Origin of the sequence: Mammaliicoccus sp. J-M40 (assembly GCF_022386395.1) — a bacterium.
In the GTDB taxonomy this organism is placed as follows: Bacteria; Bacillota; Bacilli; order Staphylococcales; family Staphylococcaceae; genus Mammaliicoccus; species Mammaliicoccus lentus.
The window spans coordinates 66,216-90,914 of the sequence record NZ_JAJNIQ010000003.1; the positions used below are offsets into that span (position 1 = coordinate 66,216).

19 protein-coding genes are annotated in these 24,699 nt (G+C 34.4%); 6 read left to right on the forward strand and 13 right to left on the reverse strand.

All coding sequences use genetic code 11. The features are described 5' to 3' along the window. Nucleotides 1-181: 181 nt before the first annotated feature. The 3 genes from LQ688_RS04870 (at nucleotide 182) to LQ688_RS04880 (ending at nucleotide 4,234) form a co-directional block, all read left to right on the forward strand. Entirely contained in the window at nucleotides 182-1,699 is a 1,518-nt protein-coding gene (locus LQ688_RS04870; RefSeq protein ID WP_235855328.1) for an AbgT family transporter, read from the forward strand. 206 nt (nucleotides 1,700-1,905) lie between these two features. Continuing rightward, nucleotides 1,906-2,901: an LLM class flavin-dependent oxidoreductase gene (locus tag LQ688_RS04875; RefSeq protein WP_064205218.1), complete on the forward strand. Its 996-nt coding sequence runs from the start codon at nucleotides 1,906-1,908 to the stop codon at nucleotides 2,899-2,901. Between the two features lie 118 nt (nucleotides 2,902-3,019). Then, nucleotides 3,020-4,234, forward strand: a complete 1,215-nt coding sequence (locus LQ688_RS04880; RefSeq protein ID WP_239704192.1) for a pyridoxal-phosphate-dependent aminotransferase family protein — start codon at nucleotides 3,020-3,022, stop codon at nucleotides 4,232-4,234. Nucleotides 4,235-4,729: 495 nt separating this feature from the next. Here LQ688_RS04880 and LQ688_RS04885 read toward each other — a convergent pair whose 3' ends face one another. From LQ688_RS04885 to allC, 9 genes are all read right to left on the reverse strand, one after another. Then, the gene (locus LQ688_RS04885) at nucleotides 4,730-5,944 is read right to left on the reverse strand and encodes a CynX/NimT family MFS transporter (protein ID WP_228082780.1); all 1,215 of its coding nucleotides are present in this window, start codon (nucleotides 5,942-5,944) and stop codon (nucleotides 4,730-4,732) included. Nucleotides 5,945-6,026: 82 nt separating this feature from the next. Next, nucleotides 6,027-6,962 carry a carbamate kinase gene (gene arcC, locus LQ688_RS04890; protein ID WP_016999009.1) on the reverse strand — a complete coding sequence of 312 codons (936 nt, stop codon included), beginning with the start codon at nucleotides 6,960-6,962 and terminating at the stop codon, nucleotides 6,027-6,029. Beyond that, a complete protein-coding gene (locus LQ688_RS04895; protein WP_239703902.1) occupies nucleotides 6,962-7,738 on the reverse strand; it encodes an oxamate carbamoyltransferase subunit AllH family protein in 777 nt (258 codons plus the stop codon). The genes arcC and LQ688_RS04895 overlap by 1 nt, the downstream gene beginning before the upstream one ends. Before the next feature lies 1 nt (nucleotide 7,739). Next, nucleotides 7,740-8,999, reverse strand: a complete 1,260-nt coding sequence (locus LQ688_RS04900; RefSeq protein WP_239724117.1) for a YlbE family protein — start codon at nucleotides 8,997-8,999, stop codon at nucleotides 7,740-7,742. Continuing rightward, nucleotides 8,999-10,750, reverse strand: a complete 1,752-nt coding sequence (locus LQ688_RS04905; protein ID WP_070045067.1) for an acyl-CoA synthetase FdrA — start codon at nucleotides 10,748-10,750, stop codon at nucleotides 8,999-9,001. Before LQ688_RS04905 ends, LQ688_RS04900 begins: the two co-directional genes overlap by 1 nt. 16 nt (nucleotides 10,751-10,766) lie before the next feature. Further along, nucleotides 10,767-11,816, reverse strand: coding sequence for an ureidoglycolate dehydrogenase (allD, locus tag LQ688_RS04910; RefSeq protein WP_016999005.1), 1,050 nt, complete (start codon nucleotides 11,814-11,816; stop codon nucleotides 10,767-10,769). A gap of 23 nt (nucleotides 11,817-11,839) precedes the next feature. Continuing rightward, nucleotides 11,840-12,871, reverse strand: a complete 1,032-nt coding sequence (gene allD, locus LQ688_RS04915) for an ureidoglycolate dehydrogenase (protein ID WP_016999004.1) — start codon at nucleotides 12,869-12,871, stop codon at nucleotides 11,840-11,842. A gap of 15 nt (nucleotides 12,872-12,886) precedes the next feature. Continuing rightward, complete coding sequence (gene allE / locus LQ688_RS04920; protein ID WP_016999003.1) at nucleotides 12,887-13,675, reverse strand: (S)-ureidoglycine aminohydrolase; 789 nt, start codon at nucleotides 13,673-13,675, stop codon at nucleotides 12,887-12,889. 28 nt (nucleotides 13,676-13,703) lie between these two features. After that, the gene (allC, locus tag LQ688_RS04925) at nucleotides 13,704-14,933 is read right to left on the reverse strand and encodes an allantoate deiminase (RefSeq protein WP_016999002.1); all 1,230 of its coding nucleotides are present in this window, start codon (nucleotides 14,931-14,933) and stop codon (nucleotides 13,704-13,706) included. A 174-nt stretch (nucleotides 14,934-15,107) separates the two neighbouring features. Between allC and LQ688_RS04930 the strand changes: the two genes are divergently transcribed. Continuing rightward, nucleotides 15,108-15,929, forward strand: a complete 822-nt coding sequence (locus tag LQ688_RS04930; RefSeq protein WP_239724111.1) for an alpha/beta hydrolase — start codon at nucleotides 15,108-15,110, stop codon at nucleotides 15,927-15,929. A gap of 8 nt (nucleotides 15,930-15,937) precedes the next feature. Then, nucleotides 15,938-17,170, forward strand: coding sequence for a M20 family metallo-hydrolase (locus LQ688_RS04935; protein ID WP_239724109.1), 1,233 nt, complete (start codon nucleotides 15,938-15,940; stop codon nucleotides 17,168-17,170). Nucleotides 17,171-17,697: 527 nt separating this feature from the next. Here LQ688_RS04935 and allB read toward each other — a convergent pair. Together allB and allW are read right to left on the reverse strand one after the other, a co-directional pair. Beyond that, on the reverse strand, nucleotides 17,698-19,059 hold the full coding sequence (allB, locus tag LQ688_RS04940) for an allantoinase AllB (RefSeq protein WP_135022221.1): 1,362 nt from the start codon (nucleotides 19,057-19,059) through the stop codon (nucleotides 17,698-17,700). A gap of 2 nt (nucleotides 19,060-19,061) precedes the next feature. Continuing rightward, complete coding sequence (allW, locus tag LQ688_RS04945) at nucleotides 19,062-20,522, reverse strand: allantoin permease (RefSeq protein ID WP_135022220.1); 1,461 nt, start codon at nucleotides 20,520-20,522, stop codon at nucleotides 19,062-19,064. 147 nt (nucleotides 20,523-20,669) lie between these two features. Here allW and LQ688_RS04950 point away from each other — a divergent pair, with 147 nt between their 5' ends. Further along, nucleotides 20,670-22,277, forward strand: a complete 1,608-nt coding sequence (locus LQ688_RS04950; RefSeq protein ID WP_070045061.1) for a PucR family transcriptional regulator — start codon at nucleotides 20,670-20,672, stop codon at nucleotides 22,275-22,277. Between the two features lie 86 nt (nucleotides 22,278-22,363). On the opposite strand, the gene pruA is transcribed toward LQ688_RS04950, so the two are convergent. Further along, entirely contained in the window at nucleotides 22,364-23,914 is a 1,551-nt protein-coding gene (gene pruA / locus LQ688_RS04955) for an L-glutamate gamma-semialdehyde dehydrogenase (protein WP_016998996.1), read from the reverse strand. Nucleotides 23,915-24,155: 241 nt separating this feature from the next. Next, nucleotides 24,156-24,665 carry a thioredoxin domain-containing protein gene (locus tag LQ688_RS04960; RefSeq protein WP_135022218.1) on the reverse strand — a complete coding sequence of 170 codons (510 nt, stop codon included), beginning with the start codon at nucleotides 24,663-24,665 and terminating at the stop codon, nucleotides 24,156-24,158. Between the last annotated feature and the right edge of the window lie 34 nt (nucleotides 24,666-24,699).

Sequence of the window (24,699 nt, forward strand, 5' to 3'; positions counted from 1 at the left end):
TTCGTTAACAAACCTTATTCAATTACAAAATATCTCAAAATAAAAAACGTTCGAACACACGAACATTTTTCAACCTTTAATTTAAATTACCTTATTATTCTTATTTGTTTGATTTGTTATTCTTGAATTTAGTATAAATTACTATACAATTTTAGTATCACATAAAAAAGAAGGGATATACGTGCAACAAAATAAAATGAGCCGCTACCTAAGTAAAATTGAGAATATAGGTAATAGACTTCCACACCCAGTTACGATATTTTTAATATTTATCGTTATTTTATTTGTTCTTTCACATATACTTTATTTATTTGATGTGTCCGTATCATTTAAAGGTATAAACCAAGAAACTGGAAATGTAGAAAACCAAACTGCAAAAGTTATTAGCTTGCTGACACCTTCTGGTATTTCACATGTATTTACAAGTGTCGTTGAGAACTTTACATCTTTCGTAGCACTCGGCCCTGTTTTGGTCGCTATGCTCGGTGTTGGTGTAGCTGAAAAAACTGGTTATTTAAGTGCATTAATTCAAAAGACCGTTGCACATACACCACGTAAATTCATAACTCCAATTGTTGTGTTATTAGGTGTACTTTCTAACATTGCCGCTTCAGTAGGATATGTTGTATTAGTGCCTCTTGGAGCAATGATTTTCTTATCATTCAAACGTCATCCTATAGCGGGACTCGCTGCTGCATTCAGTGGTGTAGCAGGTGGTTATTCTGCAAACCTATTCCTAGGTACAAACGATCCAATATTAAGTGGTATGACGACAGAAGCTGCACATATACTTAATGCTGATTACATTGTAAATGCTACAGATAACTGGTTCTTTATGTTTGTTTCTACTTTTCTTGTTGTAGGAATTGGAACGTTTATTACAGATAAAATTGTTGAACCTAGTTTAGGAGAATATGAAGAACCTGAAAACACTAAATTTGATGAAATTAATCCTAAAGCTTTTAAATGGGCTAACATTGCTTTAATTGCCGTAATTGTTGTTATCGGTAGTATGGTTATACCATCTAATGGATTATTAAGAGGAGAAAATGGAAGTTTTATCGATTCACCATTTATACACAGTATTATATTTACGATGATGCTCGTATTCCTTATCCCTGGTTTAACTTACGGTGTTATTAACAAAACAGTTAAAAACGATAAAGATGCAGTTGAACTCATGAGTGGGTCTTTAATGACAATGTCTGAATTTATTGTTTTAATCTTTTTCGCTGCACAGTTTGTTGCATTATTTGAATACTCTCATATTGGAACAATACTTTCTGTAAACGGTGCTGAATTACTGAAAGCTATGCATGTAAATGGACTAACAGCGCTAATAGCATTGATCATAATTACAACAATTATAAATATTTTTATCGCTGCAGACTCTGCAAAATGGGCACTCATGGCACCAATATTTGTGCCGATGTTTATGCAATTAGGCGTTTCTCCTGAAGTTACACAAATAGCATATAGAATTGGAGACTCATCAACAAATATCATTTCACCACTAATGCCATTCTTCCCTTACATCGTGTCAGTAGCAGAAAGATACGGAAAGAAAAATGGAATAGGCACAGTCGTATCCGTCATGCTGCCATACTCTATCGCAATTCTCATATTATGGACAATTATGTTTGTCATTTGGTACTTACTAGGAATACCAGTCGGACCAGGCGCACAAACGAATATTTAGTTAAGTTTAAAACTCCCTTCAAACTCGGTTTTGAAGGGAGTTTTTTACAGCATGTCTTATTAATACTTTGTTCACTCAATGATAAAGTTGTGCGTGGACCTCGACTTGCAACTTTCATAAGTAGCATCATCACATCATAAGCAGATTTTAAAACAATATTTATTTTTAAGTTATACTTTAATTAAGAGTAAAAGGAGCGTGGTTGAATGAAACTCAGTGTACTGGATCAGGCACCTATTTCTAAAGGTGACACGCCTGAGGAAACATTAAGGAAGACTATTGAATTAGCAAAATGGACAGAGTCGTTAGGTTATCACCGTTATTGGGTTGCGGAACACCATAATACGAGTGGATTAGCGAGTTCTTCACCAGAGATATTAATGACAAATATAGCCGCTTCGACAAATCAAATTCGTGTTGGTTCTGGTGGTATTTTGTTACCTCAATACAGCCCTTATAAAATTGCAGAAAATGCTAAGACATTATCAGCATTTTTTCCTAATCGTATAGACATCGGATTTGGTAATTCACCTGGTGGTTCGCCTTCTACACAAAAGGCTTTAACGGATAATCACATTAAACCTATTGATGATTTCCCTAGACAAGTTAGTGATTTACAAGGTTTCTTATATAATTCACTTCCCCGAGATCATAAATTCAGACTTGTGAAAGCTGGACCTCGTATCGATAATCCTCCTCCAATGTGGTTATTAGGATTAACTGAAAATGGTGCAAAAAATGCTGCGAATTTAGGAATTGGTTTTGTATTTGGTCATTTTATCAATCCTAAGTATGGAAAAATAGCAATGGAGCGATATTATAATGACTTTAAATCTTCTGTTAGTCAGCAATCACCTTCTAGTATTGTATGTATTTTTGTAGTATGTGCTGAAACTGATGAAAAGGCTGAAGAACTTGCTCTAAGCCAAGATAAATGGTTAATTAATGTTAGCAAAGGTCGAGGGACTAAAGTATTGTCTTCTGAAGAAATCAACTTTGAAGATTTTACAGATGAAGAACAGGATTTAATTAAGAAAAATAGAAAACGTTGTATTATCGGGTCTCCAGAAACAGTCGTAGCAAAATTAAAAGAACTTGAAACATATTATCAAACTGATGAATTCATGATTATTACTAATATTTATAATTTTAAAGACAAGAAAAAGTCTTATAAATTACTTGCGGAAGCAATAACTGAATAATCACAATTATTAGTCATTTTTAATAAAAGTTATATGCTTTTTTGTATAATTATACAAAGAACTTGAATTAATAATTTGATACAATTAAAAAGGAAAAGTGTAAAGGAGAGAACTTAATATGAGTGAATTGAAAATAGCAAAAAGATTAATTATGACACCAGGTCCTGTAAGTGTGGACCCACGTGTTTCACAAGCAATGAGCAACTCTATACTTGGTCAATTTGATCCGGACTTTACAGCTATAATGGATGAAACAATGGAACTGATTAGAAAATCATTTTTAACAGAAAATACATGGTCATTCCCTGTTGATGGTACGAGCAGAGCGGGATTAGAAGCTGTTATTTCAAGTATCGTCGAGCCAGGAGATCGTGTTTTAGTTCCAATTATAGGTAGGTTTGGACATTTATTCGCAGAGCTAGTTCAACGTGCTGGAGGTATCGTACATACTATTGAATGTCCTGTAGGAGAAGTTCTACCACAAGAAGAAATTATTAAAGCATTAGATATCGTAAAACCTAAAGTATTAGCAATTGTTCACGGTGAAACATCTACCGGACGCCAGCAACCTATTGATAAGATTGGTAAAGCTTGTAAAGAACGAGGCGTTTATTCAGTAGTGGATGCCGTTGCTACATACTTAGGTACAACTATACCAGTTGACGAATGGGAATTAGACGCTGTTATTGGCGGTGCTCAAAAATGCTTATCTATACCGTCTGGCATCACACCAATTACTTTTAATGAGCGTTTTAGTGAAGCAATTAATACTAGAAAACGTGTTGAAGAAGGTATTAGAACTAACGAAGAAACAGAGAAAGAAGTTTTCATAAGAAGTAATTACTTTGATTTAACACAACTTCAAGATTATTGGAGTCCTAAACGTTTAAACCACCATACAGAAGCAACAGCTATGGTTTATGCATTAAATGCCGGCTTAAAAATTGCTGTAGGAGAAGGCGTTGAAAATAGAGCTGAACGTCATGCTTACCATCACGAAGGTTTAAAACGCGCACTAGAAGCACTTGGATTAAAAATTTATGGAGATGCAAACCATGAAATGAAAATGGTCATTTGCGTTGAAATCCCTGAAGGTGTAGAGCCTAACGAATTTAGAAAATCATTATTAGAAAATTACGGTGTAGAAATCGCTGGATCATTTGGCGAACTACAAAATAAAATATGGAGAATTGGCTTAATGGGCTATGTAGTAGAAAAACAAAACATACTTACATTCTTATCTATTTTCTCTTTATTTTTACAACAACAAGGCGTACAAGGATTAAATCCTGTTAAAGCATTAGATACACTTATTAAATATTATGAATCATAATTTTGATTAAAATAGGGAGTGGGACAGAAAGGTGTCTCACCCTCTTCAACTCTTATTGGATTTTCTTTTTCATTAATCCAAGTACATGCTCTCTTATTGGATTTTCTACAACAATAATCCAAATAACCACACTCTTATTGGATTTTCTACAACAATAATCCAAATAACCATACCTTTATTGGATTTTCTACAACAATAATCCAACTAACCATACCTTTATTGGATTTTCTAACTCAATAATCCAACTAACCACACCTTTATTGGATTTTCTATCTCAATAATCCAACTAACCACACCTTTATTGGATTTTCTAACTCAATAATCCAACTAACCATACTCTTATTGGATTAACTACAACAATAATCCAACTACACACACCTTTATTGGATTTTCTATCTCATTAATCCAAGTACAACAAAAAACTATTGCAATCCCTAAATATAAACAAATACTCCTAATCCGTTAAATCGGATTAGGAGTATTATTTTATAACTTTTATTGATCTTCTACATATACATCTTGTGCTGCTTGTATAGCAAATATAAACGTTAAAACAGATATAACAAGTAATGCGATTATGCCTACGTCCCATCCGCCGAAGTAATCATGTAAATATCCAACGAAGAACGGTCCAATTGCTGCAATAAAGTATCCGATAGATTGTCCGAATCCAGACAATGACATGCTACCTGCACTTGTTCTTGCTCTTATTGAGAAGAATGTCATACATATACTGAAACATGCACCCATTCCTAGACCCGCTATAACCATACTAATTGCTAGTAAAACAATTGATTGGCTAAATAGTAAACTGAAGCCAACTAAGAATAACACCGTTATAATTGTTACGAGTATTTTTTGATTTTTCATTTTAGAAGCGATTATTGGAAATAGAAATGTCATAGGTACTTGTGAAAATTGGTTCAACATAAGGAAATATCCAGCTGTAGTTGGTGATAGTCCTTTATCTATTAGGATGGAAGGGACCCATGCAACTACTGTATAAAACACCATAGATTGAAAGCCCATTGTTAACGCAACAACCCATGCTAACTTAGAAGTTACCATTTTAGGTTTAGGTCCTTGTGCTTTAGCTTGCATTTCTTTAGTAGCTTTAATTTCCTCGGCTTTTCCACCTTTAACTTGAGGCATCCATAATATAAGCGCTAATACTGCTAATATAATCCAAAACGCTAATGACAAACGGAATCCTAATGGTGAGATTTGGGATAAGGGATAACTTAGTCCACCACCCAGACCAGCAGTAAAGTTCATCGTCGCACTATAAATACCGGTGAATAAACCTATTTGTAATGGGAATTTCCATTTCACATAACTAGGTAGACAAACGTTTCCGAATGCGATAGCCACACCAATTAAGATTGTACCGAAAATAAATAAATTAATACCGCCAGATACACGTAAGAATAAACCAACCATTAATAAAATTAGTGCATAAACAATTGCACCTGACATCGTTAACTTAGTAACAACTCTCGATACTAACGGAGATACAATCCCGAATATAAGTAAAGGTATTGTTGTTAAAAATCCAGCCAAACTATTATTGATTTCTAATGTAGATTTAATTGAGTCAACAACCGGACCAACAGAAGTTAATGGTGCCCTTAACGTTGAAGCTACAAATATCATACCTAATAAAACAATCCAAATATCTTTAAAATGATATTTTTTCATTTGTTCTTCCAAATCCTCACCTCCATATAAAATTTTTAGAGTCTAAGACATAAATAATTGTCTCAGACTCTTTCATAATATTGACAGTAGCTGATTATTTTACAATGCGTGTGCCAGCTTTGCCTTCTAAAGCATCTACTGCTTCGCCTAATGAACAAATAATAGCTTCATTACCTGTCTTAGCAAATTCAATAGCAGCTTCAATCTTAGGTAACATACTACCTGCTGGGAATTGTCCTTCGCTCACATATTGTTCAGCTTCTTCAACTGAAATTTGTTCTAATTTCTTCTCATTCTCTTTACCATAATTAATATAAACATTTGGTACATCTGTTAACATCATGAACACGTCTGCTTCTACTTGTTCAGAAAGTTTTAAGCCTGATCTATCTTTATCGATTACAGCTTCTACACCTTCAAGATTTCCTTCTTCATTACGATATACAGGGATACCGCCACCGCCTGAAGAAATAATAATTGATTTACTTAGTAAACTTTTAATTTCTTCAACGCCATGAATAACAAGTGGTTCTGGAGAAGGTACTAATCTGCGGTAACCTCTACCTGCATCTTCTCCCATTGTGAAGCCTTTATCTTGTTCTAGGCTTTTTGCTGTATCTTCATCAAAGAATACGCCTATTGGTTTAGATGGGTTGCTGAACGCTTTGTCATCTTTATCCACTTCTACCATAGTTAATAATGTACTAACGTTTGCATTAATTTTATCTTTATTCAAATGATTTTTCAATGCCATTTCCATCATATAACCAATCATACCTTGTGATTCTGCACTACAAACGTCTATTGGTAATGCTGGAACGTTATCTTTAGCATACTCATTTTGAGCAATAATATTTCCTACTTGAGGTCCGTTACCATGTGTAACAACAATTTCATGGCCTGCTTTTCTTATTTCTATCATTTTCTCTGTAGCTGTTATGACATTGTTGTATTGATTGTCATATGTTGCTTCTTGTTTAGGTTGTAAAATAGCATTTCCACCTAAAGCAAGCACGACTCTTTTACCCATTAATTCCACTCCTTATGTAAAGCTAGAGAAATACCATAAAGTGTATCCATTCCTGAGGATGAACCAACTGATATTAATTCTTTTATCGCTTTTTCCGATGCTTCATGTTGAAGCTTTGTAATTTTCGAACTAAACAACCCGTCTAAAGCACAATTTAAAAAGGCTTCACTAACGACTGTTGTAAGATGTTCATTCAATAATTGTTTTAATTTTAATAAATTTGATGTCTCTATAAATGGTGTTAATTTATTTGCATAAAGTATTCCAGTTATAATATCATCACCTGTTGGCGTCAGACCTTGTCCTCTACCAATGTAATATCTTAAATAAGGTTCAATATCTACTTCTTTCGAGCTCAGTGCTACTAAAAATTCATCTATTTTTAAACTTGTAAATTCTGATTCTTCATAATCTGCAAAAGAAAATTTATCCAATTGTTCTTTTAATAACGGTACATTACATTGATCAAAATCTTGTTCTAAATCGAGCACATCAACTTTCCAGTTTAACTTTAAATGATTAATATTTAAGGTATGATGTTGAACTTTCAGTTGTGCCCCAATCTCAATTTCAGAAATGAGCTGATCTCTCGTATATGAATCGACAAGTATACCGAAAGGGAACCGACCATTTTCGTCAGTACCTATGAATATTAAATCTTGTTGATTCGTTATGATATTAAAGCCTTTTTTAAATACACTGTGCACATAAAAAGCATCATGCTTTCTTAATAAATCAAGTGCGACACTACCTGTCGCACTTGCATTTAAAATCATCTTAGAATCCTAATTTCTCAGCATAAGCTGTAATTGCTTTTTCGAAACATTCGATTGGAGGATGTACAGTACCCGCTCCAATTTGTCCAAAGCCTGCTACTTTATGTGCAATACCAGTATTAATAACTGGAGTAATGCCTGTTTCTACTACTTTTCTAGCATCAATTCCTAATACAGCCCCTTTGAAATTCCAAGTTGGAATAGCAAAGTTAGGATTTTCACCAATAGTGATTTCTGTCATTTCATTACTTGTTTGTAATGCATCATTAAAGCCGCCTGTGCCTACAAAGCGTGTCACTGCAGGAGCAGCAATCATTGCCATGCCTCCTACACCTATTGTTTCTGTAATTGCAGAGTCTCCCATATCTGGGTTTGCATCATCTGCTGAGTAACCAGTGAAATATAGTCCTTGTGGTGTGTTTACTGGCCCAGTGAACCATTCGTCTCCCATACCAGCGATACGGATACCGAATTGATTACCGTTACGTGTCATAGCTGTAACTACTGTACCAGATTGAATAGTTCTTGCTGCATCCATCATTGCTTTACCAGTTGCCATAGCAACGTTCAAGAAGAATTGGTCTGTATCAGATAAGAACTGTATTACTTCTGTACGTTTTTCGTTATCAATGTGGTCTAATGAAGATATAACTGGTGCTATATCACGTAAGAATGCGTATGAAGAAGCAATATTACGTTGGTGGAATTCGTCACCCATAGCGATAGCTTTTGCGATAAGCACGTTTACGTTCATGCCATCTTCTAGTGAACGAATTGCTTCACCTAATACAGGACCAAGTACATCTTTCATCCAATGTAGACGATTAATAACTTGTTCATTGTATGCACCGAAACGCATAACCGCACCGATACCTTCGTTCATTTGGCAATATGCTTCGTTACCATTTTCTCTGTTTTCTACAACAAGTACTGGCATGTTCATTGAAGTAATACCGCCCATTGGACCCACCGCGTTTACGTGGTGACATGGTATCAATGTAATTTCATCATTTTCTAACATTTTTCTAGCAGTTGCTTCGTCATCAGCCCATTCTTCAAAAAGAATCGCACCGACACATGCACCTTGCATTGGATCTGTCATATCGTCATATGTCATTGGAGGCCCTGCATGTAAAAGAACATTCTCTTTTAATTCTGGAATTTTAGTTTTTGCTGGGACTACATCTACTAAGAACGGTGCAGCAGCAACCATTTTATCTATAACGGCTTGATTGGCTTCATCAATTGTTTTAAATCCCATTATACTGACTCTCCTTCATAATTATTTAAAAATTGTAAGACTTTCATTAATTTTTCATTTCCACCTGCTATTGGACGCCAGTTAAATTGAACAACTTCTGATCCACTGTTTTCAACCGCTTCAGCGAAACTTTTCAGTCCTATGTTAATAACACTTGGTTTCATATTGATAAGGTTCATAATTTTTTCATCAACTGTTAAATCAACTTTAGTTGCTTCAAATGTTTGAACTTGTAATTCAGGTTGTTCTACTTTTCCACCTACTAATTCAATAGCTGTACGAACCATTTGATCGTTTGTATCACAAATAATTGCACCAGCTTCACGTAATGTTTCTTGTTGTTGTTCATAACCTTGATGATCATGTTCAGTACCAACTACAGTAGCTAAGATTGCAATATCTCTACCTTCTGATTGAACTTTAGATTTAATACTTGAGATTGTTGGTGCTAATTCATTTGCCATATCATCATGGCTACCATATCCAATTACGTTATCAAGCATAATGACAGCAGTTGTTTCTTGATCTGCAGATTTTTCTAACATTTCGATACGTTTTCCAGGATCAATCATTGGGTGTGGTCTACCTTGAGTATACATATCATCACCTAAGTCGATTACTTCGTGATTATTTGCTTTCAAAGTAAATCCTTCAGCTTCTTCACTTTCAACATTTAAAGCATCTTTAACTAACATTGCTGCTTCAGAAGCTAAAGTACCGCCTGAATAATAACCTTTAATACCAGTTTGATTATCTTTTAGTTCAACATTAATATCTTTAAGTGTTGAAGCTGCAAAGTTCGGTTCTTCGCCGTTAGATAACTGTACAGAAACACGAGCTGCTTCTTCTAATGTGTATGCATGATGAATATTTTTCTCAGTAAATTCTGGTTTATGACCTAAGAATAGTGTTACAACTGGTTTTTCAATATTACGTAAAAGATTTAATACTTTTTCTTCTACTTCTTTAGCTGGGGGCTTAGAAATTACAGTTATCACTTTTACTTTAGGATCTTGGTTTAAAGCTTTGATTGAATCTAACATTGTAACCGCACCAACTTCTGTTGATAAATCACGGCCACCTGTACCGATTGCGTTTGTAACACCTTTGCCTTCACGGTCAATAATTGTTGTAACTTCTTGGATACCAGTACCAGATGCTCCTACAACACCAATGTCGCCTTCGTTCACGATGTTTGTAAATGCTAAAGGTACACTATGAATAATACCTGTACCACAGTCTGGTCCCATAACCATTAAACCTTTTTCATTAGCTTTTTGTTTCAACGCTACTTCGTCTTCTTTAGCAACGTTGTCACTAAACATGAAGACGTGTAAGCCATTGTTTAAAGCGTTATCTGCTTCCATAGCAGCATATTGACCAGGTATAGAAATCATTGCTAAGTTAGGATTATTTGCTAAATCTAAAGCTTGGTTCCAATTTGAAGCTTCTTTATTATTTGATGCTTCTTCCTTTTCACTATTGCCTTTTAATTCTTCATCTACTGCTTTACTTACTTCTTCTACTTTTTCTTCATCTTCTGTATCAACAACGATAGCAATATCGTTTGGTTTAGCATCTTCTAATTCTTCTGTTCCTAAACCTGATGATTTAAATATATCTTTATTTGCTGGTGTTCCCATCATTATTGAAACTTTATTCACACCGTCAATTGCTGATAATTTATTTGATAATAACATTAATACAATTGAATCTTGGTATGTGTTTTCTTTAATAATTGTATATAACATTTTCTTCCTCCAATTATTATTCGGCAAATCTATTTTTGCCGTGATATCTATCGTAATGTACGTCTTCAGATATTAGATAATTATAAATATCGTCTACTATCTCTATGCCTTCTTCGTCATACTTTTCACTTCTTAATTTGCCGCGTTCACCTGGATAATATATTTCTCCATATCCTTCAGCTGCCGGTTGCTCTTTTAGTTCATCGAGCATAGTCGTGATTTGTTTTTTAAATTGATTTAAATCTGTAAAATAAGAAGGATTAATAACAATGTGTAATTGTCCTAAGTCTCTTCCTTTAGTTAAATCTTGATACATAGATGAAACATGTATACCGTGTGGCACACCTAACAAGCTTCCAGAAAGGATATCAACCATCATCATAAGTCCGTAGCCTTTTGGACCTGCAACAGGTACTAAAGCATGTACATCTCTTGAATCAGTTGTTGGCTCACCTTTGTCGTTTACTGCCCAAGTATCAGGAATAGATTCGTTTTTACTGCGCGCATCTAATACTTTCCCCCAAGCTTGTACAGTCGTTGCCATATCAAAAGTAATAATACGATCATCATTTGATGGTGCACTAAATGCAATTGGATTTGTTCCGAAATATGGCTCAGTTCCACCAAAAGGTACTACCATTGGGTCAGATTGACACATGCTTATCGCTACCATGTCTTCTTTAGCTGCCATTTCAACAAAGTAGCCTAGTGCGCCGCTATGAGAAATATTTTTAACACCTACTACTGCAACGCCATTATCTCGAGCCATCTCTATCGCTTCTTCCATAGCTTGCTTTGCAGCTTGATGTCCAGGACCGTTATCACCATCAAATGTGGCAGTTGCTGGTCCAGTCTTTTCAAATGTATAGTCTGGATCAGCCGTTATACCTCCTTTAGCTATTCTTTCTGCATAATATTCAACACGTACTGCGCCATGTGAATGAATACCACGATGGTCAGCAAATGTTAAAACATCTGAAACATCAGACGCTGCTTCTTCGTTTAAACCAGCTTTAATTAATTTTTGTTTCATAAGATTGAATAGTTCTTGTTTTGAAAGACGCATAACGCCACCTCTTCTCCTTTGGATTAATAAACGCGATCTGAAATTAAATATTCGTATATTTCTTCTGCTACTGGAATACCAGTTTCTTGGTATTTTTTAATAACATCTTCTTGAATTTCACCTGGATAATAAACTTTGTCATATCCTTTTGCTGGTGGTACTGCATGTAACTCTTCCACCATTTGTGAAATCTGTTCTAAAAATCTTTCTTCGTCACCAAAATAAGCAGGATTAATAACAATGTGTAACTGACCTAATCTACGATATTCTGTTAAGTCTTTATACATTGAAGTAACATGTTTACCAAACGGTAGTCCTAATAAACTACCTGATAAAATATCAACCATCATCATTAGTCCGTAACCTTTTGGACCAGCTACTGGTAATAAAGCGCTTACTTCATGTGGGTCAGTTGTTGGTTCACCTTTGTCATCTACAGCCCAAGTATCAGGAATAGATTTATGTTTACTACGTGCATCTAATATTTTGCCCCAAGCTTGAACAGTTGTTGCCATATCAAATAATATTGGTGAAGCATCTTTTCTTGGTGCGCTAAACGCTATTGGATTTGTACCAAAATACGGTTCAGTTCCACCAAAAGGTACTACCATCGGATCTGATTGACATACAGTTAAAGCAACCATACCTTGTTCAGCTGCTTGTTTAGCAAAATAACCAATTGCACCACTGTGACCCATTTCTTTAACACCAACGATACCAATACCTGATGTTTTTGCTAATTTCACTGCTTCTTCCATTGCTTCATATGCAACATAATGCCCTAAAGCGTTGTCACCATGATAAATACCAGAAGCAGGACCTGTTTGTTCAAAATTTAAATCTGGTGATAATTTATATCCGCCTTTTGTAATACGTTCTGAATAATATTGCATTCTCACGGTTCCGTGAGAATGCACACCTCTTTCATCAGCAAATATTAATAGATCCGCGGATTTGTCAGCTTGAGTTTCTGGTAAGCCTGCTTTTATTAATTTATCTTTCATAAGTTGACGTAATTTATTACGTTCAACATATACTAAAGCCTCTTCCGTCATTGCCGATTATCTCCTTTATATTTCGATGTCTCTATTTGCATCTTTAGAATAAATATAAGCGAATGGCTCATCTAAACCTACAGCATAAGTAGCTTGTGGTGAATATGCACCCATGAAGATATAGTCGCCTTTATCAACTGGTAACCAGTCATTGTCTAGGTTATACATACCTCTACCACTTAATACGTAAGCACCATGTTCTTGTACGTGTGTCTCAATGTAACCGTGAGAAGCGCCAGGTTTGAATGACAAGATATGAATATTCATGTCGTATGCAATTTCTTTAGGTAGTAAGTCTTGAACAAGTACTTCTTCCATACCTTCATACGCTTCTTGTTTTAAATCATTTACGTTATCTGTAACAACTTCTGGTGTATGGCCTTCGATTGGTTGGTAACGTTTTTTGTATAAGAATACTCGGCTGTCTTCGCCATTGTTATTGTTTTCAAATGTAAGTTCTAAGTGAGGTGGTACATATAAATAGCCGCCTTCATTTAATTGATATTGTTTGCCATCTGCATAAGCATTAATTTTTCCGTAAACAACATAGATAAATGTTTGAACACCATTTCCACCAAAACCTTCTTTATTTCCGCCTTGATTCTTCAATGTAACTAAGTAGTCAACGAAACGTGCACCTAATCTTGGTGAACCTAAAATTGTAATATCGCAATCTTCAAAGCCAGGTACAACGTTATTTACTAAACCGTCTGGCGTAATTACCGCATAATTGTCTTTCTTAATTACTGAACGTGTCTCTAATAAACCTTCTCTGTATCCTTGATTATGATTTAAATATCCCATTATAAAATGCTCCTTTATTTTTATATTTTTATTCTTTATAAGCTAATTCATAAAGTGTTTCTTTTAATACTTCGATTCCTTTAACAAGATCTTCGATATTTGTTTCTTCTTTGACGTTATGACTAATACCATCAATAGATGGAACAAATAACATTGCTGTTGGTACATATTTCGCAAATATTTGTGAATCGTGACCAGCTCCTGATGGCATAACTTTATATTGATCGCCAACTTTTTTCTGAGCTGATGACTCAATGACTTTAACAATTGATTCATCCATTAATGTTGGTTCTTCATCCATCCAACGATCGATATCACATGTTATACCATCTTCATCACAAATAGTTTGAATAGTTGTTTCAATTTCGTTTGCAAATTGATCCAATGCTTCTTGGTCAATATGTCTGCAATCAATTGAGAATGTTACTTCACCAGGCACTACATTTACAGTGTTTGGAACTGGCGTAACATGGCCAAATGTTAAAACTAACGGATCCCCTATTGATACTGCTTTTTCCGTTAATTGAGTTGCAATTTTACTAAAAGCAACTACCGTATCTTTTCTTAATCCCATCGGAGTCGTTCCAGCATGGTTTGCTTCACCTTTTAGGTTAACTGTATAACGTTTTTGACCAACAATACCATTTACAACTCCAATTGATTTGCCTTCAGCTTCAAGAACTTTTCCTTGTTCAATATGCATTTCAACAAAAGCCTTGATGTCATCTCTGACTGTATCGTTTTGTCTAAAACCAAATCCTGCATCACGCATAGCATCGACAAATTTTATACCCTCTGCATCTTCAATATCTTTAACATCTGCATTGTCAGCTAAATTAAAGAAGTTCTTACTTCCCCAGAAAGCATAAGGGAAACGACTGCCTTCTTCTTCAGCTAAAGATAAAACCTCTAATGAACGCAGTGGTGCACCAAATTCTTCTTTTAAAGATTGGATGGCAACTAATGCTGACAATATTCCGAATTGCCCATCTAAATGTCCACCTTCTGCCACTGTGTCAATGTGTGACCCTGATACGATAACTTCGTTAGGATATTTAGTGCCTTGCAGTCTACCAGTTAAATTCCCAACATCATCAAATTGTGCATCTAATCCAATTTCTTTAAATGCTGTTTCTAATTGTGTTACCGCTTCTTTCCATTCTTTTGAATAAAGCAAGCGCGTAATGCCGCCTTGTTCTAATCCACCAAAACTGGTGAATTGCTTGTCTAATGCTTCAAAAGACGATTTTATATCCATACAACACAACTCCTTTGTTCGTTCTCTTTCATTATAAGATTTATTTTTTGTCAGTTCATCTACATTTCACACAAGAAACTAATAGCTTTTTATGCATAATCAACAAATACTATTTTCTCTTTACTTGAGATAATATAGTTAGAGAAATATACATTTTTAAGGAAGTGATTAAATATGTCTCATATAATAGAGACAGTGAAGGCTCAAGACGGCTTTTTATTAAACATGAAAATATTGTCATCAAAAGATTCAAAAGCTTTAGGTAGTATCGTTTATTATCATGGCGGTGGTTTTTTATCCGGAGAACCTGATGACTTACCTAAAGAATATTTAAACATTTTAAATCAAAGTTTCAATATTATTATTGCGGACTATCGTTTAGCACCTGAAGTGGATTTAAATTGTATTATCCAGGATGCTTTTGAGGCTTATGATTTCGCGCATAATTACTATAAAGATTTGCCAATTTACGTTTTTGGACGTTCAGCTGGAGGTTACTTGGCATTTCAAGTTGCAACTCACAAAGAAACTGCAGGTATTATTGATTTTTATGGCTATGCTCGTATTCACGTACCCCAATTTTTAAGATCTCATGCTCAATATAAAAAATTAACCGAAAGTATTACGCCTGATTTAATCAACAGTATGATACATTCTAAACCTATTACATCAATTCCAATACAAGAACGATATATTTTATATTTATACGCTCGTGGTAATGGAAATTGGTTTAAATATTTAGGTGTAGAACATTCAACTGATTCAAAATTTAATTTACAACCAAACCAATTAAAAAAATTACCACCTACATTTATTGTACATGGTAAACACGACCCAGATGTTCCTAGTAGTGAAAGCAACTTTGTTGAACAAAACATACCAGTGACTGAAAAGGTTATCGTACAAACTGAGGAACATGATTTTGACCGTACCCCTACATCTTATAGTGAATCAATTTATGAACAAGCTGTTGAATTTTTGAAAAATATAAAGTGAGGTTCGAAATGAATATTAAAAGAGTTTTATCTACTTTAGAAACATTTAATCAATATGGTCGCAATGATGATACAGGCGGTATAAACCGAATTGCTTTTACACATCAAGAAAGATTATCTGCGCTCAAGTTTTCAATGTTATGCCAACAAGAAGGTATGAATGTTTATTTTGATTTTATGGGAAATGTAATTGCACGACGAAGCGGTATATATAATGACTTGCCAGCAGTCGTAATCGGTTCTCATATAGATACAGTCATTGAAGGTGGTGAATACGATGGACTACTTGGTGTTGTTGCAGCATTAGAGGTTGTTAGACATTTAAACGACTATAATATTGAAACTGATCATCCAATAGAAATTGTTGCTTTCACAGTTGAAGAGTCAACGCGATTTAACCAGGCAACACTCGGTAGTAAATATTTTTGTGGATTTCTAACAAAGTCACAAATGGAACAAATTAAAGATAACAACGATGAAACATTATTAAATGTCGTTCAATCACTCAAACAAGATGTCAGTACAACAGTAGTCCCTAGAAAGAATTCAGATATGAAAGCATTTTTAGAATTACACATCGAGCAAGGACCCATTCTACAAAATAAAGAGAAAGATATAGGTATTGTCACACATATCGCCGCACCTCACAGATTTAAATTAAAACTAAAAGGTGTAACAAGTCATTCTGGTTCTACACCGATGCCAATGAGAAAAGATGCTTTAACAACAGCTTCAGAAATCATATTAAATATAGAGAAAATTGGTAATCAATTTCATAAAGAAGGCATCGTCACAACAGTCGGCTATACAAAAGTACATCCAAATTCCATGAACGCTATACCCGGTGATGTAACATTACTTATAGATGTTCGAGGAAAATCAATCGAGCCAAGAAATGAAGTAGTACAAAAAATCAAAACAAGCATAGAAGATGTAACAAATGCACGTGGTATTGAATATACACTTGAAGATTTAGGTCACGATAGCCCTGTGACATTAGATCATCAAATTGCTAAAGAAATAGAAAATGTAGCACAAGACTTAAATATAAGTTATCGCTATATGTTTAGCGGTGCTGGTCATGATGCAATGAACCTTGCAAAAATTTGTCCAACAGCTATGATTTTCGTGCCATGTAGAGATGGTATTAGTCACTCACCATTAGAAAGAACAGAACCACAACAAATAGAAAAAGGTATTCAAGTATTGATTGATACCGTTATTGAAATTTCAAAATCATAAATACACATATAAAGCCACGCTGTTAGACGATGAACAGCGTGGCTTTTTTGCAGATTGTTGATGCTTGGATGGTCTTATTGCCGCTTTTTATCAAACGTGTCAATAACAGTAGCCTTATTGTCACTTCTTATCAAACGTGTCAATAACAGTAGCCTTATTGTCACTTCTCATCAAACGTGTCAATAACAGTAGCCTTATTGTCACTTCTCATCAAACGTGTCAATAACGGTAGTCTTATTGTCACTTCTCATCAAACGTGTCAATAACAGTAGTCTTATTGCCGCTTCTTATCAAACATGGAGTTGGACAGAAATCTCATGTTTAAATAGATTTCGTAGTCCCACTCAACCAGCTACTGCCAATACAAAATTTAATCTATGCCCACGATGTTCCAGAGATTAAAAATCTCCTAACTCGTATATTAAACGAATTAGGAGATTTTTTGAGCATGAGGTTTAGGTCTCAAACTCTCTTTGTATATATTAGGAAATTTATAATGAGTTTATAGGTTTATCAACGTTTTATAATTAAATGAATTGACCGATATTTTCGTCAGAAATACCTTTTTCTATGTCATAGATTTCAGTACCACGTAGAATTGTTTTAACTACTTGCGCACCGATAGTTCTACCTACATATGGACTAATTTTATTACGGTAAGCTAAATCTTCAGTTTGTAATGTGTAAGGTGAGTCTTTTTTGATAAATACAAAGTCAGCATCTTTACCTACTGAAATACTACCTTTTGAATCAAGTCCAAAACGTTTTGCTGGGTTTGTCGCAATGATATCAGCAAATTGTTTCAACGACATGTTACGTTTTTGTACACCTTCGTCAAATAACACATCAACGTTATTTTGTACGCCTGCAATACCGCCCCATGCTTCAAAAGCATTGTCAGTATCTTTCAAGTCTGGTGTACATGGTGAGTGGTCTGAAGTTACAAATGAGATATTGCCTTCAAATACATGTTCCCACATACCTTCTAATCTAGATTGTTCGCGGATTGGTGGTGAACATTTCACAACTGGTCCGATTGAATCTAACTCTTCTTTATAGAAGTATAGATAGTGCGTACATGTTTCACATGTGATATCTACACCTTCTTGTTGTGCTTTAACAATTTCTTCTACGCCTTCTTTACAAGCTACATGTACGATGTGTACACGACATCCTGTTTCTTTTGCGAAAAGAATAATTTTACGAATTGGTTCAACTTCTGTAAATACTGGTCTTGAATCAACATATGCGCTTAAAGTAGTTTCGCCATTTTCTTTAGCGATTTCGCCTAAACGATCAGTGATTGTCGCATTTTCAGCATGTACTGATAGTATTTTACCTGTTTTAGCAATTTGTTTCATACCTTCATATAATGAATAGTCATCTACATTCATGAAGTCTCCTTCAATTGAACGATCTCCACATGTAGCTAAAAAACATTTATAAGCAACAACGCCGTTATCAGATAATTCTTGAATGCCGCCATTTAAATTGTAAGGTACTAAACCGCCGTAGCTTGCAACATCGACAGATAGTTTACCGTTACCTGCATCAAATTTTTCTTGAATAGATTTATGATCAACCGTTGCTGGAACTTGGTTCAATGGCATTTCAATAAATGAAGTTACGCCACCTTTAGCAGAAGCTCTTGTACCAGTTTCATAGCCTTCCCAACTATCACGGTATCCGCCACCTGGTTCAGTAATATGAACGTGTGCATCAACCATACCTGGAGATACAATCAAACCTTTAGCATCTACAACATTATCAGCTTCGCCTAACTCTTTTCCAATAGCTGCTATTTTACCGTCTTTAATACCTACTTCTACTTCTTGTTCGCCATCTTCTAAAATGACTAAACCATTTTTTATAATAGAATCAAATTTCATAACTATGCATCCCTTTCTGTTCTTCTTACAGATTTTAATAACCAATATAGTAGACCAGATGTTAAGAATCCAATAAACCAAGAAAAGTCAGATATAACGCTAAATCCTGGTAAGAATCCTAGTAAACAAATGATAACACCCACTATTGTAGCAACATATGCTGGTAGGTTAACTTTAGGTATTGCTTTTTGTTTAGCTTTTACATCAAAGTACAACTCATCAATATTGATTTTACATTTTGAAACAATGAAAAAGTGTATAACCATAACGCCTGTAACAGGTCCTAGAATAGCACCAATCATATTTAAGAATACAAATATGCTATCTTCGTTCTCCATCATTTTCCATGGCATAATCAATACGCTGACCACACAAGCTATGATAACACCTGTTTTATAATTAACAAATTTCGGGAATAACGCACTTAATTGATAAGCTGCTGGAATAATGTTACTTGTAGCATTAGTTGAAATCGTTGTTAATAATAATACGCCTAATGCAACCAACACAGCCCAGAAGTTATCCCATTGATTGATAATCGTTAAAATGTTCCATTCTTGATGTCCAATATAAATTGAACCACCTATGATAATCGAAACACTCGCTACAGCAAATAATGTTTGAGCTACAAAAATACCTGCTGTTTGTCCGATAATTTGTGATTTTGTAGATTTAGCATTTTGTGTAAAGTCTGCCACACTTGATCCGGGTCCAGCCCAAACGCCAAGTAATGAGTTAAATATGAGGAAGAATGCCAACAATGAAGGATATAATAATCCACTGTTTGACGATAATTCATAATTAACAATATTACCGAATCCGCCGGCAGTATAAATGCCCCAAATCGTCATACCACCAAATACAATATAAATAAGGGGATTAAGTATTGCAGTGAATTTATTTAGTGTATCTCCACCACCAAAACCAATTGCAAAATTAATTACCCAGAAGATAATAAACGCAATGAAACCTGGTAATGTTATGCCGAGGAAAGTGCCTCCTCCGCCAATCTCGCTAAATCCTGGTATTACTTTATTAATTAAAATTAACAAAGCTTGTGAACCAGCATAAGTTTGCAGTCCAAACCATGCAATTCCGGCTATAACACCACGTAAAATACCTGGTAGTTTAGCACCGATGTCCCCGTAAGTATGTCTTAAATGCATTGCAAAAGGTATTCCAAATTTAGAGCCAGCGTAACCATTCGCTACGAGTAAAGTTGCAATAAAGAATGAACTTAAAACTAATGCAATCATTACTTGTAATGGCGAAAGACCAAGTAGTAAAAATCCACCAACCGCTGTATAATTTGGTATATTGTGAACCGCACCCATCCACAACGTGAAGAAGTTAAATGCAGTTGAATTTCTTTGTTCAGAATTCTTCGGCATGATATCTTTATTATAACCACGTTGCTCGAAAACTTTAGAATCTAGCTGGGTTCCCCTGCTCTGTTCAATCATAGTAGATTCTCCTTTAACTATTTTAAAGAAGATTATTCGTATAACCTTCAGAAGTAATGTTACTATTAACATAAAACGTTTTCATTGTGCGTATTGACATATTTTTTATAGATTTTATTAAAAATGAACAAAAAAGGAGTTAGATTAATGCCAACATTAAGAGAAATATTGGAAGTTCCTAGATTTTCAAACTTAAAATTAATTAATGAAAATGGGGATATAGATAGAAAAGTTGAGGGGTTAGATATCACGGAAGCCCAAGATATTAAACACTTCACTTCACCATATATGTTAATACTGACAACTGCTATGAATTATCAAGAAGACCAAGATGGATTAATACAACTCATCAGTGATTTAAATGAAATTCAAACAGCTGGTCTTGGAATTAAAGTGTCACGTTTCTTAAAATCTATAGATCAAAAAGTTATAGATTATGCAAATTCCATAGAATTCCCTCTGATTGAGATTCCAGAAGCGTGGAATTTAGGAGATATTACACATCATATTTCATCATATATTTCAGATGATGAATCGGAAAAAATGAACTATGCTTTAAATATACAACAAGAATTAAATCATATGTTAATAAAAGGGTACGATGCTAACTTAATGGTCGAAAGATTCAGCAAGTTACTAAAGGTACCAATCATGTTAATTAATCCTTTTGATGATGTTGAAGCGGTTAGTCATCACTATACTCATAACAGACAATTACTAAATGAAAACTTAAAGTATTTTAAGCTTTATAAGTCGACTCAAGACATCAAACAAAATACTAAATCTTCTTTTAATGAAAAGCATGTCATATTTGAGGTACCAGCTTTTAATTACTTTCCATATTATTTAATGGTTTCAAACGTTGATACTTTAAGCTACCCATTTAGTTTATTAACAATAGAACAAGCTGTTACAACCATAAGCTTTGCTATATATAAAAACAGTCGTATTAAAGCTACCGAACAACAAGATGTAAATAGATTTTTTGAATCGCTTATGACTGAAAATACATTATCTATTAAACAGCATCCAGATTTGTTCAAACGTTATAACATCCATTTATCTGATTTCTATCAAATTTTAATTTGTGCAATTGATAGTGAAGATGGCGTAGAAAATAGTGTTTATCTTAATGAACGATATCAAATGACATCTGAATGGTTATCAAATATGTTGCATGATATCGACAACACTATTTCTGTATTTACATTACCAAGTAACTATAGATTTGCAGTATTACTACAAACAAAACATCAATATTACTTGGATTATTGTAAATTCATACAAAATGAATACACAAAGTATTTCCGCGGAAATATCTCTATAGGCGTAGGTAACGCAGTATCAGAGTTTTCACAACTGCCTTCTTCATTTTTCGAAGCTAATGAGGCATACGAAGATGAAGCTGAAAAAGGTGAAAAAGCTTTCTTAAAAGTTTATAAATCAAAAAGTGTCCAAGAACTATTACAACTTATTCCTGAAAGTAAATTAAAACCTTTCATTACTTATACTTTAGGTCCGTTGGCATATCCTAAAAAGACGAAAGATAAAGAATTAAAATATACATTAAAAGTTTATATGGATAATCAATGCGATATCACTAAAACAGCAGATGAAATTTTTATTCATAGAAACACTGTGAAATATAGAATTAAAAAATGTGAAGAAATCATTGGTTACCCGGTTGAAGATCCCGTAAGATCTTTAGATATACGAATCGCTTTATATGCATCAGAACGTATCAGTTTTCATTAATAAAAACCCCCGCTCGTTAAATTAATCATAACGGACGGGGGTTTTAAAGTTACATTGGATATTTATAATCCACTTACTTTATTATATTAAAATTGTTCTGAAAGAATTTTTTGCTCTAAGAAGTTTAACATGTAGTCTGGGCTACCTGTCTTAGCATCAGTTCCTGACATTTTGAATCCACCGAATGGGTGGTATCCTACTACTGCTGCAGTACAACCTCTATTCAAGTATAAGTTACCTACATCAAAGTCTTCACAAGCTTGTCTCCAATGTTCACGATTATTTGTAATAACTGCGCCTGTTAGACCATAATCTGTGTCATTAGCTACTTCTATCATTTCATCAAAGTTTTCACATTTAGTGAAGCCTACGACTGGGCCAAAGATTTCTTCTTGCATAATTTGATCGCTAGATTTTAAGCCTGAGAAGATTGTAGGGTTTACGAAGTAACCTTTACTGTCATCAGTTTTACCACCTACTTCAAGCTTACCTTCTTTACTACCAATTTCGATATAATTTTTAATTTTATCGAATTGTTTTTGGTTGATAACTGGTCCCATATAAACATCTGAACCTTTATCAGTATTACCAATTGATAATTCTTTAGTAAGGTTAACAGCTTTTTCTAGAACTTCATCATAAACTTCTTTATGCACAATTGCACGAGAACATGCTGAACATTTTTGTCCAGAAAAGCCGAACGCTGAGTCTACTATAGATTGTGCAGCTAAATCTGTATCTACATTATTATCTACAAGAATAGCATCTTTACCGCCCATTTCAGCGATAACACGTTTTAAGAAGTTTTGCCCTTCTTGTATTTTAGCAGCTCTTTCGAAGATTCTCGTACCAGTCGCTCTTGAGCCTGTGAACGTTACGAAATGAGTGTCTTTATGATCTACTAAATGGTCTCCGATTTCTTTCGGGTCACCAGGTACAAAGTTAACTACACCTTTAGGTAAGCCTGCTTCTTCTAACACTTCAATTAATTTATAAGCAATTAATGGTGTGTCCTCAGCTGGTTTAAGCAACACTGTATTACCTGCAATTATAGGTGCAACAGTTGTACCTGTCATTATAGCGAATGGGAAGTTCCAAGGTGGTATTGTAACACCTGGCCCCATTGGTTTATAGATATACTGGTTATGCTCACCTTCTCTATCAAATACCGGTTTACCGTGAGCAAGTTCCATCATTGAACGTGCATAGTATTCAGTAAAATCAATGCCTTCATTTGTATCACCATCTGCTTCATTCCATGGTTTACCCGCTTCATAAACCATCAGTGCAGAAAATTCATGTTTTCTTCTACGAATAATGGCAGAGACACGAAGCAATAATTCTGCTCTTTCATGAGGCGTCCATTTTCTCCAAGTCTTATATGCTTCTTTAGCCGCTTCCATCGCTTGATCAACTTGCTCTTTAGAAGCTTTTGAAACACGACCTAACACTTGTTGATGATCAGCTGGATTTACAGAATCGTACTTATCATCAGTGAAAATTTTCTCTCCGTTTATTACGAGAGGAATTTCTGTTCCAAATTCAGCTTGAACTTGAATTAATGCATCTTTAAATGCCTGTTGATTCTCTTGATTTGTAAAATCAGTTGCAGGTTCGTTACGAAATTCTACTACCATCCTTCATACCTCCTAAATATAATCAACCCTTTATAAGGTAATAAATACCTCTTATTACTATTGTACTATCGCAAAGTTTTTATATTCAAGTAAAGGGCTTACATTATTGATTCTACCCTATTTAGCACGATTTAAAAACCAATATACATCATTAAAATAAATTATCTTTTTCACCTTGTTAATAAGTGTAATAATACAAAAAATTCAATCGTAAATTAAGATATAAAGTTATAGAATTTGTTTAATTTAATAAGGCTTTTTCTAATTTTTCTTGAATTGTTTCTTGATTATCTTCTACAGGATCAAAATCAAATCTTTCTCCATTAATGAATACTGTCGGTATACCCGTTATATCTCTTTCAAACGTTTCTCTATTAATGGCTAATGATCTATCATCTGCATGTTTTTGTGGCGCTAACCTTAATTCATCTTCCATTTTTCTTTCAATCGTTTCAAAGCTTACTGTCCATTCTTCTTGTGTTTCATATAAATCACGTATATATTTTATCGCTTCATCAGGGTCATCATAATCTAAATGGATGTTCGCTACCGTCCCTTTTAAAAGATGTTGCTTCGTCTTATCAAAATGTTTAATGATATATTTTACGTCTCCATTTTCTATATAAGGTGTTAACACTTCATCTGCAGCAAAAAAGTAATGTTTACAATATGGACACGCAAAATTAATAAAAGCTTCTACTGTAATATTTGCATCTTCTTTACCAAAAGTTAAATGTTGTAATTCTGTCATGATATTACCCCCTTTATGTCGTTAACTTTATTAA

Coding starts and splice junctions, on each gene's coding strand:
- LQ688_RS04875 (WP_064205218.1), top strand. CDS start 1,906: ATGAAACTCAGTGTACTGGATCAGGCACCTATTTCTAAAGGTGACACG.
- LQ688_RS04880 (WP_239704192.1), top strand. CDS start 3,020: ATGAGTGAATTGAAAATAGCAAAAAGATTAATTATGACACCAGGTCCT.
- arcC (WP_016999009.1), bottom strand. CDS start 6,962: ATGGGTAAAAGAGTCGTGCTTGCTTTAGGTGGAAATGCTATTTTACAA.
- LQ688_RS04895 (WP_239703902.1), bottom strand. CDS start 7,738: ATGATTTTAAATGCAAGTGCGACAGGTAGTGTCGCACTTGATTTATTA.
- LQ688_RS04900 (WP_239724117.1), bottom strand. CDS start 8,999: ATGGGATTTAAAACAATTGATGAAGCCAATCAAGCCGTTATAGATAAA.
- LQ688_RS04905 (WP_070045067.1), bottom strand. CDS start 10,750: ATGTTATATACAATTATTAAAGAAAACACATACCAAGATTCAATTGTA.
- allD (WP_016999005.1), bottom strand. CDS start 11,816: ATGCGTCTTTCAAAACAAGAACTATTCAATCTTATGAAACAAAAATTA.
- allD (WP_016999004.1), bottom strand. CDS start 12,871: ATGACGGAAGAGGCTTTAGTATATGTTGAACGTAATAAATTACGTCAA.
- allE (WP_016999003.1), bottom strand. CDS start 13,675: ATGGGATATTTAAATCATAATCAAGGATACAGAGAAGGTTTATTAGAG.
- allC (WP_016999002.1), bottom strand. CDS start 14,933: ATGGATATAAAATCGTCTTTTGAAGCATTAGACAAGCAATTCACCAGT.
- LQ688_RS04930 (WP_239724111.1), top strand. CDS start 15,108: ATGTCTCATATAATAGAGACAGTGAAGGCTCAAGACGGCTTTTTATTA.
- LQ688_RS04935 (WP_239724109.1), top strand. CDS start 15,938: ATGAATATTAAAAGAGTTTTATCTACTTTAGAAACATTTAATCAATAT.
- allB (WP_135022221.1), bottom strand. CDS start 19,059: ATGAAATTTGATTCTATTATAAAAAATGGTTTAGTCATTTTAGAAGAT.
- allW (WP_135022220.1), bottom strand. CDS start 20,522: ATGATTGAACAGAGCAGGGGAACCCAGCTAGATTCTAAAGTTTTCGAG.
- LQ688_RS04950 (WP_070045061.1), top strand. CDS start 20,670: ATGCCAACATTAAGAGAAATATTGGAAGTTCCTAGATTTTCAAACTTA.
- pruA (WP_016998996.1), bottom strand. CDS start 23,914: ATGGTAGTAGAATTTCGTAACGAACCTGCAACTGATTTTACAAATCAA.
- LQ688_RS04960 (WP_135022218.1), bottom strand. CDS start 24,665: ATGACAGAATTACAACATTTAACTTTTGGTAAAGAAGATGCAAATATT.